The organism is Vibrio caribbeanicus ATCC BAA-2122, assembly GCF_000165125.1.
GTDB lineage: Bacteria > Pseudomonadota > Gammaproteobacteria > Enterobacterales > Vibrionaceae > Vibrio > Vibrio caribbeanicus.
The window spans coordinates 1-17,358 of the sequence record NZ_AEIU01000014.1 but is presented as its reverse complement, the minus strand read 5'-3'; the positions used below and the strand labels follow the sequence as shown (position 1 = coordinate 17,358).

At 41.9% G+C, this 17,358-nt stretch carries 12 protein-coding genes; 5 read left to right on the top strand and 7 right to left on the bottom strand.

Features of this window, described 5'->3' with window-relative positions; translation table 11 throughout:
• Positions 1-197: 197 nt before the first annotated feature.
• From RH40_RS01735 to RH40_RS01725, 3 genes are read right to left on the bottom strand one after another with little or no spacing between them, the layout of a single operon-like run.
• Positions 198-1,145 (bottom strand): hypothetical protein, encoded by a 948-nt coding sequence (locus RH40_RS01735; protein ID WP_009599548.1) that lies wholly within the window; start codon positions 1,143-1,145, stop codon positions 198-200.
• Between the two features lie 9 nt (positions 1,146-1,154).
• A complete protein-coding gene (locus tag RH40_RS01730) occupies positions 1,155-5,597 on the bottom strand; it encodes a toxin VasX (RefSeq protein ID WP_009599547.1) in 4,443 nt (1,480 codons plus the stop codon).
• A gap of 32 nt (positions 5,598-5,629) precedes the next feature.
• Positions 5,630-6,085, bottom strand: coding sequence for a hypothetical protein (locus RH40_RS01725; protein WP_009599546.1), 456 nt, complete (start codon positions 6,083-6,085; stop codon positions 5,630-5,632).
• A gap of 395 nt (positions 6,086-6,480) precedes the next feature.
• Here RH40_RS01725 and RH40_RS01720 point away from each other — a divergent pair, with 395 nt between their 5' ends.
• A complete protein-coding gene (locus RH40_RS01720) occupies positions 6,481-7,647 on the top strand; it encodes an efflux RND transporter periplasmic adaptor subunit (RefSeq protein ID WP_009599545.1) in 1,167 nt (388 codons plus the stop codon).
• Complete coding sequence (locus tag RH40_RS01715; protein WP_039954005.1) at positions 7,634-10,702, top strand: efflux RND transporter permease subunit; 3,069 nt, start codon at positions 7,634-7,636, stop codon at positions 10,700-10,702. The genes RH40_RS01720 and RH40_RS01715 overlap by 14 nt, the downstream gene beginning before the upstream one ends.
• Positions 10,703-10,791: 89 nt before the next feature.
• Here RH40_RS01715 and RH40_RS20005 read toward each other — a convergent pair whose 3' ends face one another.
• The 3 genes from RH40_RS20005 to RH40_RS01700 all read right to left on the bottom strand — a co-directional run bounded on the left by RH40_RS20005 (position 10,792) and on the right by RH40_RS01700 (position 13,037).
• Complete coding sequence (locus tag RH40_RS20005) at positions 10,792-11,550, bottom strand: 4'-phosphopantetheinyl transferase family protein (protein WP_009599543.1); 759 nt, start codon at positions 11,548-11,550, stop codon at positions 10,792-10,794.
• 232 nt (positions 11,551-11,782) lie between these two features.
• The gene (locus RH40_RS01705) at positions 11,783-12,181 is read right to left on the bottom strand and encodes a hypothetical protein (RefSeq protein ID WP_009599542.1); all 399 of its coding nucleotides are present in this window, start codon (positions 12,179-12,181) and stop codon (positions 11,783-11,785) included.
• Positions 12,182-12,686: 505 nt separating this feature from the next.
• Entirely contained in the window at positions 12,687-13,037 is a 351-nt protein-coding gene (locus RH40_RS01700) for a hypothetical protein (protein ID WP_009599541.1), read from the bottom strand.
• Positions 13,038-13,203: 166 nt separating this feature from the next.
• Here RH40_RS01700 and RH40_RS01695 point away from each other — a divergent pair, with 166 nt between their 5' ends.
• Together RH40_RS01695 and cysS are read left to right on the top strand one after the other, a co-directional pair.
• Positions 13,204-14,232, top strand: a complete 1,029-nt coding sequence (locus RH40_RS01695) for a S66 family peptidase (RefSeq protein WP_009599540.1) — start codon at positions 13,204-13,206, stop codon at positions 14,230-14,232.
• A gap of 234 nt (positions 14,233-14,466) precedes the next feature.
• Positions 14,467-15,840 (top strand): cysteine--tRNA ligase, encoded by a 1,374-nt coding sequence (cysS, locus tag RH40_RS01690; RefSeq protein ID WP_009599539.1) that lies wholly within the window; start codon positions 14,467-14,469, stop codon positions 15,838-15,840.
• 44 nt (positions 15,841-15,884) lie between these two features.
• Here cysS and RH40_RS01685 read toward each other — a convergent pair whose 3' ends face one another.
• On the bottom strand, positions 15,885-16,730 hold the full coding sequence (locus RH40_RS01685; RefSeq protein ID WP_009599538.1) for a CPBP family intramembrane glutamic endopeptidase: 846 nt from the start codon (positions 16,728-16,730) through the stop codon (positions 15,885-15,887).
• 184 nt (positions 16,731-16,914) lie between these two features.
• Between RH40_RS01685 and RH40_RS01680 the strand changes: the two genes are divergently transcribed.
• Positions 16,915-17,292 (top strand): NirD/YgiW/YdeI family stress tolerance protein, encoded by a 378-nt coding sequence (locus RH40_RS01680; protein WP_009599537.1) that lies wholly within the window; start codon positions 16,915-16,917, stop codon positions 17,290-17,292.
• Positions 17,293-17,358: the final 66 nt, after the last annotated feature.

The following is a 17,358-nucleotide window of genomic DNA, read 5'->3' as shown; positions in this document are numbered from 1 at the left end:
ATTAAATTTAATAGATAAAATTCCGCTCTTTATACTCTCTATTCATATCGAAAAAATTAAACAAAAAAGAAGTTCAAATAAGTTACTTATGGCCTTGAACCCGCAGTTTATTAATGGTGCTGATTAAATTTCTTCTCGGTATATAGCCTTGGTGGCAAACATGCCCCAAAATCTGCGTTTCATTTATGTACTTGCTTTTATAAAGCGTGCCCTTTTACCCAGCGGGTTTGGTACTGATGAACAAAATCTCCTTCGGCCTCTAGGGCAGCGTTGACACGTTGCTCAAAGCTATCTGGTTTACGATCGACGCGCCAAAAAAACTTAGCGGGTTTACGCTTAAAGGAAGAGCCGGTGATCACTGCGCTTTTGCCATGATCCATAAAAGCAAGGATTTGCGCTAATGGATAGGTAGTATCAGCTTCGGTGTGAAAGGTCAGCTTACCAGTATCAATTCCAATAATCGCCATCGGGCGATAGCCCTTTTGTTTTTTGTTTTCAAACTGTAACACAAGGTTAATACCGACTTGGTTTTCAACTAAGCCCATTTTATCAAAATGAGCCGCGCCCACCCGGCCATGGCGCCAGCTATACACAATTTGCCGTTGGCGGTCAAAATACACTTCGGCATCTCTGGGTTTGAGAAGGAAAAGCAGCCACATAACCACAGTGATCATCCATGTTAAACCTAGTAAAAACACGCCTTCTAGGAACCGATCTAAGCGTCCTCTGACAGATTGTGCTTCCATATAAGTAAGAAACGTTACTTTTCTGTCTTCATTGAGCAATGCTTCATTATAAGCTTCCATCTTATCAATATTATAGATAGGATCGTATCCGGTTTTTCGATATTCTTGAATACGCATCAGGGTCTCATTAGCGTCCTCAGTCAGAGATAGGAAGTTTGGCCATGAGTCATAGGAAAAATAGGTTGCCATAAAAGTAAACACTAACATAAGTGGAACGAGAATGGCATTGCGCCGATTGTGATAACCGGTTCTTACGGTAAGCACCCTATCATCGACAGAGACGATAGGGTCAAGAGGATCATCCATTGGAATTACAGCCACCTCTGCGCGAAATTCCTGCCACCAATTGGAAAAAGGCTTAGCCTTGGTGGTAAGTATGCCCCAAAATCTACGTTTCATCAGTTATCCTTAATAATTATCGTTAGGTTTATCATTAATCATGCCTATCATATGGCCGTCAATATCACCTGATGAAGTTAAAATACGCTTAGGCACCACTAATGAAGGCTCTGGCTCATAACACCATTTCAAACTCAGGTCGCATGCGATTCCGCGACTTTGCCTAAATGGGCACTCTACTTGCAAGGTTAAATGCAGTCCATTTTGTTTAAATTCATGCTGCTGCGGATCATTCAATGCGACAACTAGGGCGTGCTTAAACGCCTCTGTCAGAGGCTCAGTCGATTCACGCTCAATCGATGCAATTCCTGATCTATCGTAAAGCTCTTTGGTCAAAGTACCATGGAGCTGAGAAATGCCCATTTTAAACTCTGGTAAAACAAAACGGAAAGTAAAAAGTTTATCTGATTTAATTACGCCTGGTGTGATGGCCTTGCTTTCCACTTCTAACTGCGGCCAATAGAGATAATTAATAAACTCTTGAGACTCAATTTGAAACGCTGTTTCAAAATAATTTTGTTTTTCCTTGAATAACATAGACTCTATTACTTTTAGTCTATCCCCTGCAATTTTAATTTTTTCCACACTAACAAAGTTTTTCCAAAACGAATAGTCTTCACTTTTGCCCCAAAAGCATCTAAAAAGTAGATTTTCAATCCCCGTTTTGGTGTAGCGCGCAATAATGCTATCACTCCAAAACAAGCCTGCCACACAGATGCTCAAAAATATCAAAGAGGCAAAACCAGAGAACAAGATAGTCCCAAATAATGCTATCGAGAAACCTGCCCCTAACAAATTGCCGTGCTTTAATCCCACATTCCCACTTTGAGATGCTTTATAAGCATCCCAACCATAGCTAGAGGCTTCGGCTATCGTTACAATTGCAACCAACGCGTTAACTGGTGCTTTTATGAAGAAATTATCCATATGCTGGCTATAAGCTATCACATTGGCCAACCCAAGCTTTTCAGCCATTCTAGCGCTCAGGGTGGGCAGGTATTTTTGCATCAATTGGGAGTTAAGTCCCCTATTGAGTGTTGAAGCAGTAGCATTTGCTGATTTCGCGCCATATTTAGCTAGCTCGATACTATCAGCCGCCAAAGCACCCAACGTCGCGCTCACTTGAAGAATACGGTAAAGCTCGTCTTTATTGGTAATAGGGTCGAGAGTCGTAAACTCATCTTGAGCGCCCATCTCATACATAGCTTCCACATTGAGGAAAAAAGACCAACCCGAAAAACCTGCGCTGGCAGTGGAGGCGGCTATGTGCACAGCTGTTTTACTGGCAGGTTTGACCACCTTCTCGATCTTATCAATCATTGTTTGGATTATCTTAGGGCAATTTGGCGTGACCTCGAATTCAAGCAGTTGCAAAATACGGGTCTGCTTCTCATCCACTTTCGTTTCTGACCAATCGATTAGCTTATCATACCATTTGGTTTTAGTTTTTTGCCAAATAGAAGCAGCGCGGCCACTGATGGCCTGCTTTTTGATCAGCGATTCAACGTCATCAAAGGGTACTGGTAACCTATTCCCGGTCACTTTTAACCCCAAAAGTGCATCGAGTATCGAAGGAAATGTGGTGCGATAAAACTTCTCTAGCCCCACATTGCCCGCTATTTTGGCCCATTTTTTATTTTGCTTACCTACATAATCAAAAGCTACGGGTAGACGGGCCAAAAATGTCCCCATAGAGCCCAACACATGATTACCCATGAGTTCAATCCACTCACTCCAATCTCCCCCATGACACTGAGTAAAGATACGCTCTGCGATTTTAAAACCCGCTCCCGCTGCATTGTCCTCTGGCGTAAGAGTCTCAGTAGTAAACGCTTGGCCTACCCAATCATCCATAGCGTCCATACCGTCTTCACTGGCAGTCACTCCATCAAAAAGCCCGCCGATTAAAAAGAACAGTTTGACTAACTCTTCTACAGGCTTTTTTAAACCCTCTTGACGAGTATCGATATAATATTGCATGTAAAAAGTGAGTGAACCTAGCTCATTTTTAGCCCCCTCTCCGGAAACAAAATAAGCCATTATATCGAGCCACTGCTGAGTCTGCTCCTTAATCTTATCCATTTTGAGTTCACTGTTATCCCAAAACTCAGTGAGGGCCTGGGTATCAAGGTTTTCTTGCGCGACTTGACTGACTTCAGGCACTTCACTGTCCAAGCAAGCTTTAGCGTAGCTGCCTATTGTCAATGGATAGAGGTTATTTGTCTGATAGGCTTGCCCCTCAGCCAACGTCATTTTGAGCTGATTGGCAATATCTCGCTGGCGGCCGACAGGGTCAAATAACACTACTAAGGTGCCGTCTTTTTTCTCGCTATGGCTTTTTTGCATGGTTTCAACCAACTCATCAGCCACAAGATGGTAGCTTTTTTGAGTGGTTACAATATCCTTGCCAATATCGGTCGGCTTTTGCGCTTCTTTATCTGCTAGCCATTTCACGTCATTGCTGCGGTAGTCTTCCACCAGACTATTCAACTTATCTTGAGTGGCAGTATCACTAAAGTCATCGCTGGCGCTCATGTCAACTTGCTGCATAGCTTTGGTGCGCCATTCTTGGTCGCTGTTCATCTTATCTATGATGTCAGCGGCCCATTCGTGCTCTGAATACGCTATTGAGATCTTTTGAGTGTTCGCAGTCACAAAGGCAAAGGGATAAAAAGTTGATCCCGATGAAATATCGAGCGTTAGCCCGTCTTGTGCGTTTTCTTCGTTGGTAAAGTAGTATTTCTCAAATTGTTCAATCACGCCGTTTGGAGTTTCAGTTTGAACGTAGCGGAAGATATGGATCTGCTGATTATCGGATTTACCTTCCTCTTCTTTTATGTATACCCAGCCTTCGCGCAATAAACGTAAAAGATACCCTCCCGTCTCATTTAAACCCGATGCGGCGGCCATCTCAGGTAAAGTCGGTGGTGCTTGTGCAGGCAAAATTTCATCAAAGAAATTAGCATAACCATAACGAACCGGATAAATCGGAATGACATTATCTATCTTACCCGCGACCAAATTCATAAAAGGTTCCACAGTATCAATGGTTTGAGTGGTGTTCACCACTTTATTGATATCACCCGCTTCAGTAGAGTAAACATTGTCGTCGTCTTTGGTTACATTGACGTTAGCACTATTTGCCAGCAAAGTGGTGGCTCTGAGCTGCATTTTGGTAAAGCTCATAGAAATAAGCTCAGGTAAACCTTTGGTGTACGCTTTCAGTGTATCAATGTGTTTATCAAAAATATCTTCAGACAAATACGAGTATTTTAGTTTACTCGCCTCATCACGCAAAAATACAATTCGTGACTCAATTTTTTTAAGTAGATTGGCAAGGCTTTCATTAATCTGTTTCTGCGTCCCACTCCAATCGTAATTTTGTAAATACGTGAGAGGATTACCCTCACCACGAGCACGCATGAACGCTGTCATGCGGTCGGTAGTTTCATGTGAAGCGAGTCGAAGTAATACCGAGAGTATTTCACCCTCTTCAAGCATTAACGGCATACAATAAGCCAACATACATTCCGTAGTATGAGGCAAGGGCATATTCAAATTGCCAACCACAACATCACAGGTTTTTCCTAGTGTAAATGCGCTATCAGGATGCTGGTATTCAAAATGGAGTTTTGTTTCTAATTCAACAATATCTTGAAAGAATCTGTCACTACTCAGCTCTTTTCCTATACTCCCCCACGGTGCAAGCCCTGTTTCTACACGTACCGGTTGCCAAAACCCTTGCTGCCCTTTTGTTGCACGAGCAAAGAAATCATCATGGGGCGCTTCTTGTTCAAAGTGAGGGTTCTTTCTTCTGATCGGACAGATTTCAAAAGGGTCAGCGCTTTCAGAAGCTTTAAGTTTTATTTTGCCTGGCTTGAGACCATTGACATTTGATTTTCCGGAGGCATCTAGTGTTCCTGCTCCCTTTGGTGCGCCGCTTTCATCAGCCACTACGAAGGCAGCATTCTTGAACGGTTTCCCGTTGGGATAGCGCACACAAATATCAATACTGGATGGGACTTCAAGCACTGGATCCACGGTTAAGCTTGGGTTTTGTACTCCAGAACAAATAGTATTGGCTTTATTCATTGTCATGGGATCACTCAGGCGTGCCACACCCTTACCTTCCATGATGACGTTGGGAGACGCACCAGTAAATTCCGCCTCATCTTCGATCGTCCCAGAATCAACTCCTTTCTGATCGCCATCTGCATCCCCGACACTCACGGCAAATTTGCTGCCTTTCATTGCAATACTATTACCACCATCGGCACAGACGGTCACGGTTCCCTCTGCCAGATCCGCTGATTTTGCATTATTTTCATAGGCGATATTCTTTACAGCAGGACCAACTGTGGTTTTACAAACATCTGGCTCAGAGGCGTTGGCCTCTCCTCCTGAACCTTGATGGACGATGGTAAGACCGTTACTGCAAATAGTGACTGACATAATGAATTCTCATGAATGTTGGCTGGTAGGGTTCAATTTAAATCAATTTTTTGCGCTTGAATTTTGTGCGTTTTTTCAGCATTACTGGTGATAAACTTAGCTTTGGTCGTCACCTTGCCAGTTCGACCACAGTACTCTGTGGAGGCAGACTCACTTTGTAGAGTGACTTTTTCGCTGCCATTTAACAGCACATTTTTAGCTCTGATTACCAAAGAGTTCTCTTCCAATACTGAAAAGAAAATATCTGTGACTATCGGCAAAGACGCATCACCGGCGTAAAACTCGACTTTACAGGCCAATTCGTTGTCAATGGCAAGCTGGATGTGACTTTGACTAAACAGTCGCCCGAGCGATGCCCACACTGGCTCGCCAGCGTTATTACCCTCAAAATCAATCCGTACCTTACTCATCTCTGGGTGTAATTCTAAAATGTGCCCAAAACGAGCGATATGGATAGGCTCACTACTAAAGGCAAGATTTGACGTCATAGCGATCAGCTCTGTAAAAAAATATTGCTAAATTTACCACTAAGCTCGTTCAATTGCATAATGGCGCATTGACTATTCAAATCTCTGAAATTACTGGTCATTCTTTCACTTTTACTACAAAAATAATCACATCACTCAATAAAGCGACCACTTTTCGCGACAAATTGAGTTTTTGCACTTTTACCAAAGAAAAAGAACTTAGCGCAATATCACAAAACTCAATTAAAGAGAGACATAATCATCCTTGATAATGGTGGAGCTAACCGTAATTTATTGGCTCTATACTCATGTAACTTACGCCATCTGGTAAAAATTTAACAAACACTAACCAAGCTCTAACGTTTTATTCAAAATCTGCGCTATACACTAACTCCTCTATCAATTGGAGATCTTGAATGAAATCGTCAAACACGTTACTTCTCGCCATGATCAGTACTCTGTTTGCTTGTCAGACCTTGGCAAAAGACCCCGCCACTGCCAAACCGGTTACCACGGAAAAAGTTAGAGTCCAAACCAGTACAGCAGCTATCAACGAAGTGGGGAAACTTGAGCCCACTTACTCTGCAGATCTGACTTTCAGTGCAGGGGAAAAACTCAAAGCATTGCACTTTCAAGATGGTGATATGGTCAAAAAAGGTCAGCTCATTGCCCAACTTGATGACACTCAAGCGGTCGCAGAATTGGATAAAGCCAAAAGTTCAATGGGGCTGGCGGAATCAAAGCTAAATCGTGTCTTGGCTTTGCTTAAAAAACAACCCGATTCGATGTCAGCGCAAGATGTTGAAGAGTTGAGACAAAAGCTCAACTTAGCCAAAGCCGACTTTCGCCAAAAGGAAAGCCTGATCCAAGACTACAAAATTGTGGCTCCTTTTGATGGTCAATTGACTAATTTTACTCAGTCCGTTGGCAGTCGAGTGGAAGCGGCGACGCCACTCGTCAGCCTAGTAAAATTAGATCCACTCCAAGTCCATTATTCCATCAGTCAATCTGAATATGGCCAAGCTAAGTTGGGACAATTTGTCTCTATTACTGTTGATGCTTATCCTAACCAATCATTTACTGGCAAGCTGGATTATCTCGCCCCGAGAGTTGACGAAAGTTCGGGCAGAGTCGAGGTGCATGCACATATTGATAACCCCGATAAGCGCCTTGTCCCTGGTATGTTTGCCAAAGTACTGCAAAAGACTGGGCAAGCACGCCCTGAAATGGTGATCTCGCAAACAGCCATCAGTGTTGATGGTAATCAAAAGTTTGTTTGGTTAGTCAAGCACAATAAAGTCAGCCAACGTTCTGTCAAACTCGGTGAAAACAAAAATAATGGTGATGTGTCCATCAAGTCTGGCTTGAGTCCAGATGACATCGTTGTCGTCACAGGAGGACAAAATCTCAAAGATGGTGATATGGTTTCGATTAAAAACTCTGATGATAAAGCACCACAAATGCCTTTACCTGAGACGAAACCATTACCCAGCGATACTACCCCCATTAACTCGCAACCTCAGACAAATACTAAACAAAAACAAGCGACAAAGGCAGTAGAGGTTCATGATGAAGCTGCCTGAAATCTGTATTAAACATCCCGTTTTTGCGACAGTATTAAGCATCGCAATCGTGCTGCTTGGCATGGTCTCGTATCAAAAGCTCTCAGTACAGTATTTTCCTGAGCGTCATACGGCTTCAGCCAACGTTAATGCCTCTATCACAGGGGCAAGTGCCGAGTTTATGTCACAAAACGTGGCTCAGGTTCTGATCAATTCGATTGCCGGACTTGATAAAGTGAAAACCATGACCACAAATTGCAAAGAAGGCAGTTGTTCACTCAAAATCAAGTTTGAAGATGGTATCGACGACGTTGAATACACAAGCTTAATGAACAACCTTCGCAGTAAGGTCGAAGGCATCAACGACTTTCCCCCCGCAATGACAGATAAGCCGACCGTAACCGATGACTCATCTGATACAGCCATGCCAAGTAACATCATCACTTTCGTTAACAAAAACGGCAAAATGAGCAAACAAGAGATGTACGACTTTATTAGTCAGCAGCTCGTACCTCAATTTAAAAATGTTTCGGGCGTTGGTGGCGTTTGGGGTCCTTATGGTGGTTCGAAACGAGCGGTGCGCGTTTGGCTTGAGCCCGAGCGTATGGCAGCGCTGAATGTCAGTGCCGCAGATGTGGTGTCGACGCTCAGTACTTATAACACTACTTTTACCGCTGGAACCATCAAAGGTGAAATCCGCGACTTTTCCATCAATCCAGTCAATCAAGTAACCTCGACTAAAGATGTGCGGGATTTGGTCATTCGAGTCGACAACGACAACATTATTCGAATAAAAGATGTCGCCGACGTCAAAATGGGAGAAGAGAGCTTAGAGCCGAGTCAGCTTGAGGTCAATGGACATACCGCAATGTCACTTCAAGTACTTCCATTTAAGTCAGAAAACCCGGTCACCGTTGCTCATCACGTTAAAAAAGCCATGGAAACCATGCAGCTCCCTGCTGATTTAGAAATGAAGATGGTGTACAACCAAGCCGACTTTATTCAAAAAGCCATTGATGACAGCTTTATGACCTTACTGGAAGCGATTGTCTTAGTCTCAGCAATTGTGGTTCTGTTCCTTGGCTCACTGCGGGTTGCTATTATCCCACTTATCACTATTCCAGTCTGTGTAATTGGCGTCTTCGCTGTCATGGCTATGCTCGGATTTAGCATCAATGTACTCACCATTTTAGCGATAATTCTCGCCATTGGCTTAGTCGTCGACGACGCCATTGTCGTGGTTGAAAATTGTTATCGCCATATTGAAAACGGCTTGTCTCCAATCCAAGCAGCAATGACAAGTGCCAAAGAAATCGTTTTCCCAGTTATCGCCATGACCCTTACATTAGCGGTGGTTTATCTGCCTATTGGTTTGATGTCTGGACTGACTGCGGATCTATTTAGGCAATTTGCCTTTACTCTTGCTGCTGCTGTTATCTTGTCAGGATTTGTTGCTTTGACCCTGTCACCGATGATGAGTGCCTATCTGCTTAAACCAAAAGGCAGCGGTGCTGCATGGTTTGTTTGGGTAGAATCTAAACTCAATCAACTAACTGATAACTATGTGATTTTATTAAAAAACTGGTTCGAAAGACCGCGAATCGTATTAGCAACAACGTTTGGACTTATCTTACTCTCGATGGTAGCTGTATGGTTAATACCCAAGGTTTTATTACCGACTGAAGATACTGGTTTTATTGAGGTAACTTCCACACCACCAGCAGGTGCTAACCGACTCTATAACCTCAAAAACTCTGGGCAGATCAACAAGGTTCTAGAAGGAAATGATGCGGTCGAAACTAACTTGGCATATATAGAGGGCTCACCAACCAATCATGTGTTGCTCACACCTTGGGGCGAACGCAAAAAAACCGCCAATGAAGTTATCGATGAACTACAAGCTGAGGCCAGCAAGAATATTTCTGCTTATACCACGTCTTTCTCTGTCAGATCTGCAGACAACTTAGATATCGCAACGGGCTTGGTTCTTGAAATTACCACAGTCAATCGGGATTTAGAGGCACTTGCTACTACTGCAGAAAAGGTGGTTGATTTACTGAAAGATTACCCTGGTGTCTCTAATGTCAACAACTCAACTCACCGTGACCAACTGCGCTATGATTTATCGATTGATCGTAACGCTATTACTTTGTCCGGTGCAAAATACAGTAACGTTACCAATGCAATCTCAACATTTTTAGGCTCAGTTAAGGCCGCAGATTTGCAAACAGATGATGGCTACACCTACCCAATTGAAGTACAAGTAAACCGTAAAGATCTCGGTGACTTTAAAGTACTGGATAAACTGTACGTTGTCTCTGAAGCGGGTCAGAAGCTACCACTCTCTCAATTTGTCTCCATCACTCCCGTGACCGCTGAGTCCAATATCAAGACATATAATGGTAAGGATGCAGCAGAAATTACTGCCAATTTAGTATCGGGTTACAGTGCTAGTGATATTGAAGCTTACCTTGACCAACAGCTTCCCCAATTACTTATGGCAGGACAAAGCTATAAATACGATGGTGTGATAAAAGAGCTAAATGAGTCCTCTGCGGGCATGCAAGTGCTTTTTGGACTTGCCTTAATCTTTATCTTCTTGATCCTTGCCGTTCAATTTGAGAGTTTTGTTGATCCCTTGATCATATTGCTGACCGTACCATTATGCTTGGTTGGAGCGATACTCACTCTGAGTGTATTTGGTCAAAGTCTCAATCTCTACTCAAAGATAGGGCTGCTTACTCTGGTCGGCTTAGTCACCAAACACGGCATTTTGATGGTCGAATTTGCCAATATCAAACGCAAAGAAAAAGTCGAGCTTATGGAAGCGGCCATGATGAGCGCTCGGGCTCGGTTACGCCCTATCTTAATGACATCCTTAACCATGATAATTGGTTCCCTACCCCTTGCGCTGGCTGATGGGCCAGGTTCGCTAGGGCAAATCAATATTGGTCTGGTGTTAGTTGGCGGCCTAACTATAGGAACCCTCTTTTCTTTGTTTATTGTTCCTATGGCGTATGTCGCTATCGTTGCTGGATGCGAGCGTGTCTTTCGAGCAAGGGGACTTACACAATAAAGAAGTTTGGCATTCTCATTTGAGGGTGCCACTTATTCTTTTTTCTACTCAAGATGATTTTGAGAAACTTGCAGAACGCGAGGGTTTTCTCAAGCACAAATAAGCGTCGTCACTTTACCGGGCGTTTTAAGTAAATGCCCGGCAAACACAGTTTGTAAACCCCTTGGTGCCTTACGCCAACACAATTCAACTTTGAAGCTTCCTTTGGAGATATCAAGCTCTAACATATTCGCGTCACTGAACTCAATGTATTGGCCAATATGCGGGTACACCGCTTTGAATAGACTCTCTTTAATTGAAAAAACTGCGCTGCAAAAATTGGCAAAGTCTATATCCAGTTGTTGGTAAAGTTCACGATCGGCATGGGTAAGAAGTTGCTCAGCAATATTGTTTGCGATGTCTAATGGAATATCTTTCTCGTGGTCCATACCGAGGTAGTGCCAGTACTCTTGTGATGCCACCACAGCCATAGCTTGATTGCAAGAGTGCGTAATAGAGCCAAGAAAGCCATTTGGCCATTGTGGACTGCGATGTTCACCAATATCTATCACATTATGAGTGTTGCCAAGGGCTTCAAGACCAAGTACCGCCATCAACCGACCAGCGAAGAACTCAGCCCGCCTTTTGGTAACGGCTTTTTGGATAGATGCGGGTTCATCTTGAGCAAGATATTGATATAAATCATCGGTAAAGTTTTCAACATTGTAGTGGCAGCTGTAAACGCAAATATGCTGTTCAAGATTTGAAAAAGGGTGCTTGGTAATATTCGGAATAAAAGAAGACAATGGAGAATCTGTCATCGAGAGAATGTCTTTAAGCACAAAGGCTGTCGATCTATCTTTTACCATTTATTTTACCCTAAAACTCACCATATCTTGATCTTCGAAAAATATTATACCAAATCCAAGTGAGTTCAAGGAAAATAACGCAGCGAATGGGCTCTTACCGAGTTAAGTTGTTTGACGGTCAAATAATACTAATTTTTGTGACATTGTCACGTAATTCGCTATAAAAAATAAAAGAAGCGATAATAGTTTGTAAATTAGTATATCGCTTCTTACAGAGAGAAACTCTAAATTTCTAGTAGAAATTGATCGCACTGCTTTCGGAGTTATCTACTTGACCGAATACATCATACTTAAAGATAATCTTGTTTGCTATTTGAATCCCACCTTCATGATATTCAAAATCTTCAAGGAATGGCTTAAGGTCAATCGAAAATTCTTGCACCGAAGGAGTTATACGGCAATCAAGAAAGTTATCTTTGATAGTCACTTGAACACTATTATCCATCGCTGTTTTTAGCTCAACTTCAGTTGGCGCGGCACATCCAAATAGTGCTTGAGAGGTCAAAATACCATCTTGGCTAATGTTGACTCCACCATAGAGCGTTTCATTTGGACTGTACTTTGAATCTGCCATTACATAATGAGAAAAAGATAGCGACAACGCTAATATTGAAAATATTTTTCCTTTCATATTTATACCCTCTTGTATTATTTTTCATTGCCAAACCGGCACAAGAAAAGTATTTCAACTTATATTTCACATCAATTTAAATTAAGTTAATGAGTGATCTTTACCCAGAACAATCCATCCAATATACAAATAAAAACTGATAATTAAGGATATATTTAAATAGAACTTCATGTCCTAAAAATTTAATTTAAAACTTGATATTCACTTACAACAAAAACCATTTTAGTGTTATGAAATTTAAAAGATAATAAAAAACACATGATGGCCGCATATAAAATTTTAAACAACACAATTAATTAACAAATGAAATATTAACAGAATATTAAAAATAAAATAATATGGATTCTTATGTAGAAATTAGCAATCTTAATCTATTTACAAGCCTTCATTAATCTTATCATCAAAGTTAATAAAGTCCTTTTACCTGTTAAAATCTAAGTTCAGCTAGGACCGCTAGCCTTTTCAACAAGACAACGATTTTAAAATCACAAATGGATACTGACGTCTAACCATCTAGTTGTAAGTGAATGCGATAATTCGCGAGCGAGATATCCAATGCTCCACCAGAAACAAAATCATTTTCAATAAGAATTTTATCCACCTCTTTTATATTTAGTTTTAATTGCAGGTGATAATGCTCAGTGTCATCGTTAACGGCTGATAGTAGTATATTGGCTTGAACACCTTCTCCGACACTAACTGTAACGGCTTGGTTTAAAACAACAGCTACGCTAGTCGAGATATCCACAACATCACCAGATTGAACAGTATAACTTACCATGTGCGGACGCAGATTTTGTCCGAATATAAATGTCGACATCGACATCAAACAGACAGCAAAAAAGTGTATTTTCATATTGAATTTCTTTTTGGTTGGGACAAACTCTACTCAGTAATTACTTTCCCATCCAGAACTCAGAGACAAAATTACCAAAAACTAACAAAGGTTATATATACCCATTGATATTTATAAGAGATTTTGTAATTGTTATTATTTATCAGATAATTAATGGCTTAATAAAATGAATTACCCAAAACCTTTGCGTTCAGGATCTACAATCGCTGTCACGGCATTTTCAGCAGGAATAGAAAAACAACATCAAGCAAGGTTTGATCTGGTAAAAACACATCTTGAGTCTCTCGGGTTTCGCGTAGTGCTCGGTAATTGCCTACATGGTCAAGTAAAACACGTCAGCGCCCCGATTGACGAGCGCGTCGATGAATTGATGCAGTTTTTACTCGATGACAACATTGATGCTATTTTTCCTCCGTGGGGAGGAGAATTCGCCATGGAACTCCTCCCTCACATCGACTTTGCCAAATTGCAAAGTGTTCGACCAAAGTGGATTTTAGGTTTCTCTGATGTCAGTACCTTAGCGGCGACTTTCACCAGTAAATTAGGATGGGCGTCGGCGCACTGCTCTAACTTTATGGATCTGACACCAGAGGCGTTAGACCCCCTAACTGCAGATACGTTGATTCATATTGGAACACCAACAGGAGAAACCTTCTCTCAACAAGCATCCGCAATGTTTGCCAGTGAGTGGCCTGATATTGCCAATGAACCCGCAAGCAGCTTAGATCTGGATACAGAATCAAGTTGGAAATGGTTGGTAAAACCATCTTCTGGCAACGAGTTAAGAGGCCGCCTGATTGGAGGGTGTTGGGATACCTTACACCACCTTTTTAACACTGAATACCTTGATTTAGAGACACTATCAGAGAATTCCCCAGAGGGCATTATTCTTTATTTAGAAAATGCCGAGATGTCTCCCACCAATATCTTCCGAACAGTAACGAGCATGAGATTTAAAAGCGTGTTTAAGCATATCAATGGCTTATTATTAGGTAGAAGTTCCGCTCCAGAGCCTAGTCATAAAGAGGCCCTTACCTATTATGAAGCCATAGAGCAGACGTTAGTGGATTGTGGAGTGCCTGTAATGTATGACCTAGATATTGGTCACCAGCCACCCAATCTTACTCTAATAAATGGTGCCTTAGCTAAAATTGAACTCGACCATGTCGGAACCATTAGTCAGCAATTGGTGTGATTTCCTTCTGATAATAAATAAATCGTCAGTGGAGAGATGATTATTACAAATGATTGCTTTTCATTCTTCGCTGTAATAGATTGAATGTTATGAAAATAGTAAACGCGTTCTCTTGTTGTTGTCCTAACCCTTTTTATCTAAGGCGGCACGCGCGTGGTTACTAGCTAGAATTTCTGACCCTTTCAAGGCCGCTGATTTTTAATCCGCGGCCTTTTTTGTTTTTAGGAGAGCACAATGAATCAAACGACCCTGAATCTATTTGATACTATGAAGCGCCAGATTATACCTTTCAATGCCATCAAAAATGGCAAGGTCAGCTTGTACGCATGCGGTCCTACCGTTTATGACTATGCTCACATCGGTAACCTTCGAACCTATTTGTTTGTCGATACCTTAAAGCGTGTATTCACTCTCAATGATTACCAAGTCAATCATGTTATGAATATCACTGATGTCGGACACCTAGTCTCAGATGGTGACACGGGAGAAGACAAAATGGAAAAAGGAGCTCGAAAGCAAAATAAGTCAGCATGGGAAATTGCTCGCTATTTCGAAAACATTTTCTTCAATGATCTGGCAAAACTGAACATCTCACGTCCCAACATAACCTGCCGAGCTACCGAGCACATCCAAGAGCAAATCGAATTTATTCAGTCACTTGAAGAACAGGGTTTTACCTACCTTACCGACGATGGCGTCTATTTCGACACCCGCAAGCTCAATGACTATGGTAAGCTCGCTCGCCTAGACAAATTGGGGTTATCTCCAGGAAAACGCATCGAATTAGGCGACAAAAAATCCCCAACCGATTTCGCACTTTGGAAGCTCAGCGGAAGAAGGCAAAGGCAGATGGAGTGGCCAAGTCCTTGGGGTATTGGCTTTCCGGGATGGCATATAGAGTGCTCTGCAATGGCAGAAAAGTATTTAGGCAAGCAGTTCGATATTCATATTGGTGGTGAGGACCATATCCCAGTACATCACACAAATGAAATCGCTCAATGCGAAGCGAAGAATGGACACATCCAAGCGAATTACTGGCTACACGGCTATTTTCTTCAGCTCGATAACGAAAAAATATCAAAATCAGGGGTATCTCTGACATTAAATACACTAATAGAAAAAGGGTTTGATCCTCTTGATTACCGCTATCTTACACTTACCAGTCATTATCGAAGTCATCTAAACTTTACTTGGCAAGGGCTAGCAGGCGCGCAAAAAGCGCGAAGAAGATTAATGACAAAGCTGCAAAGCTTACCTAAAGGAGGCAAAATCGACCCTAGCTACCAGTCGCAATTCGTTGGGTTCATCAACCAAGATTTCAATATGCCCCGCGCGCTAGCACTTGTGTGGGCAATATTGGACAGTCATCTCAACGGCGCAGATAAACGAGCTACTCTCGTTTACTTTGATCAGGTCTTTGGCCTAGACATGGAGCGTGAAGTAAAATTGATCATACCAGTTGAAATAGAAAAACTCGCTCAGCAACGCCATCAATTGAAACAACAGGGCAATTATCAGGACGCTGACCAAATACGCGCTGAGCTTGAAAAACTAGGTTATCAAATCAACGATTCAGCCGACTCATATCAACTTTCTACTATGAGTTAAGTAAGAGGCGTTCACGCCTCTTACTTACACCCAAGATGTTAAGTTCAGCGAGAGAGTACTGGATAGGTAAAAAAGAGTAAGTGAGTAAAGTTAAAGATGAAGTGAACCACTACTGCACACCAAAGGCGCTGAGTAAAGTGGAAAACCAAGCCATAGCCTAAACCCGCTAAACCAGCAAAAATCATCAGCATCATGCCACCGCCCACGTGTGCTAAACCAAATAATATACTGGTGACAACAAGACCTAGACGCCAATCAAATCTGCGACTGAGCGATTGTTGGATAAAGCCACGGAACAATGCCTCCTCGGCGATGCAAGTCAGGAGCAAATTGTTCAAAGCAAAAATCCACCACCAAGGTGGCAAACTAAATTCAGGCTTTAAAGCCCCGAGAAATACAGCAACCGGCAATAATAAAAATAATGGGATCAAGGTTACTAATGCATACTTCCATCGAAACTGGGACTTATCGCCCAGTAATAATGGGTATGCAAACAAGAGAGCAAAAAAGATCAAAGGTTTGTCTAAGTTGAGGTACATAGAATAAGGTGCGCTTTGTACTCCCGCAACCACATTATCAAGTACCTTTAGATTATTAAAACCGGGGATGAGGTGGAAAAACAGTAACACACACCAAGCAATAATAATGGGCCAGACAACATAACTCACCCATTGAGTATTGTCATTCTTTTGCAAAATCGGGAGATAATATGCCATCAGCAGGACTGAAAAAGAGCTGGCTAATGCAAAGATCTCTATGCTGCCCATATTCATGCCTGCAAATGCAGTTACGATGAGAAAAACGATGGCTGGCGCTTTTTGGTTCACTAAACCTGCAACGACTGCGAGCCCAAATGGCACCCATAACCAAATTGCCGGATCAAACGTCATAAATAATCCTCGTACAAGACACAAACGTTGTAATTGAAGACAGGAAGGTATCATTTACGTCAAAGAAAATGAACTGAGATTTACTCTTATTTTCTCTTTTTAAAAGATAACAATTTTATTCATTTTCCATTCAGAGCGACCTGCTAAATTAGACCCTGTTCTCAACACAAAGTGGAAAATAAAAATGAAAAAAACATTAATATTAGCGACATTAACTCTTACTGCCTCGTCTCTTGCATTTGCTAGTGGTTTTAAGGGACCACAAAATAGCGGTGGTTTTCAAGGCCCTTCTCAAGGAGTCTCAACGGTAAAAGAGGTTCGTGACTCAGGTATGTTTAGTGACGAAAATCCCGTAACCTTAGTTGGCCATATTAAAGGCTCTCTTGGTGGTGAAAAGTATACATTTGTCGATGAGACCGGTGAGATTGTCGTCGAGATTGACCACGATAAATGGTTGGGCCAAAATGTTACTCCTGAAACAAAAGTCCAGCTAAGTGGCGAAATAGATAAAGACCTCACCGACACTCGTGTTGATGTTGATATGGTAAAACTGTTACCATAAATTAACTATCCGAGTAACTGCAGGTTACTTGGGTGTATACCCAAAAATCATAAAAAAAGCCAGTAT

Bases quoted from the DNA above. Each gene is read 5' to 3' on its own strand.
- RH40_RS01735 (WP_009599548.1), bottom strand. From the start codon at position 1,145: ATGAAACGTAGATTTTGGGGCATACTTACCACCAAGGCTAAGCCTTTT.
- RH40_RS01730 (WP_009599547.1), bottom strand. From the start codon at position 5,597: ATGTCAGTCACTATTTGCAGTAACGGTCTTACCATCGTCCATCAAGGT.
- RH40_RS01725 (WP_009599546.1), bottom strand. From the start codon at position 6,085: ATGACGTCAAATCTTGCCTTTAGTAGTGAGCCTATCCATATCGCTCGT.
- RH40_RS01720 (WP_009599545.1), top strand. From the start codon at position 6,481: ATGAAATCGTCAAACACGTTACTTCTCGCCATGATCAGTACTCTGTTT.
- RH40_RS01715 (WP_039954005.1), top strand. From the start codon at position 7,634: ATGAAGCTGCCTGAAATCTGTATTAAACATCCCGTTTTTGCGACAGTA.
- RH40_RS20005 (WP_009599543.1), bottom strand. From the start codon at position 11,550: ATGGTAAAAGATAGATCGACAGCCTTTGTGCTTAAAGACATTCTCTCG.
- RH40_RS01705 (WP_009599542.1), bottom strand. From the start codon at position 12,181: ATGAAAGGAAAAATATTTTCAATATTAGCGTTGTCGCTATCTTTTTCT.
- RH40_RS01700 (WP_009599541.1), bottom strand. From the start codon at position 13,037: ATGAAAATACACTTTTTTGCTGTCTGTTTGATGTCGATGTCGACATTT.
- RH40_RS01695 (WP_009599540.1), top strand. From the start codon at position 13,204: ATGAATTACCCAAAACCTTTGCGTTCAGGATCTACAATCGCTGTCACG.
- cysS (WP_009599539.1), top strand. From the start codon at position 14,467: ATGAATCAAACGACCCTGAATCTATTTGATACTATGAAGCGCCAGATT.
- RH40_RS01685 (WP_009599538.1), bottom strand. From the start codon at position 16,730: ATGACGTTTGATCCGGCAATTTGGTTATGGGTGCCATTTGGGCTCGCA.
- RH40_RS01680 (WP_009599537.1), top strand. From the start codon at position 16,915: ATGAAAAAAACATTAATATTAGCGACATTAACTCTTACTGCCTCGTCT.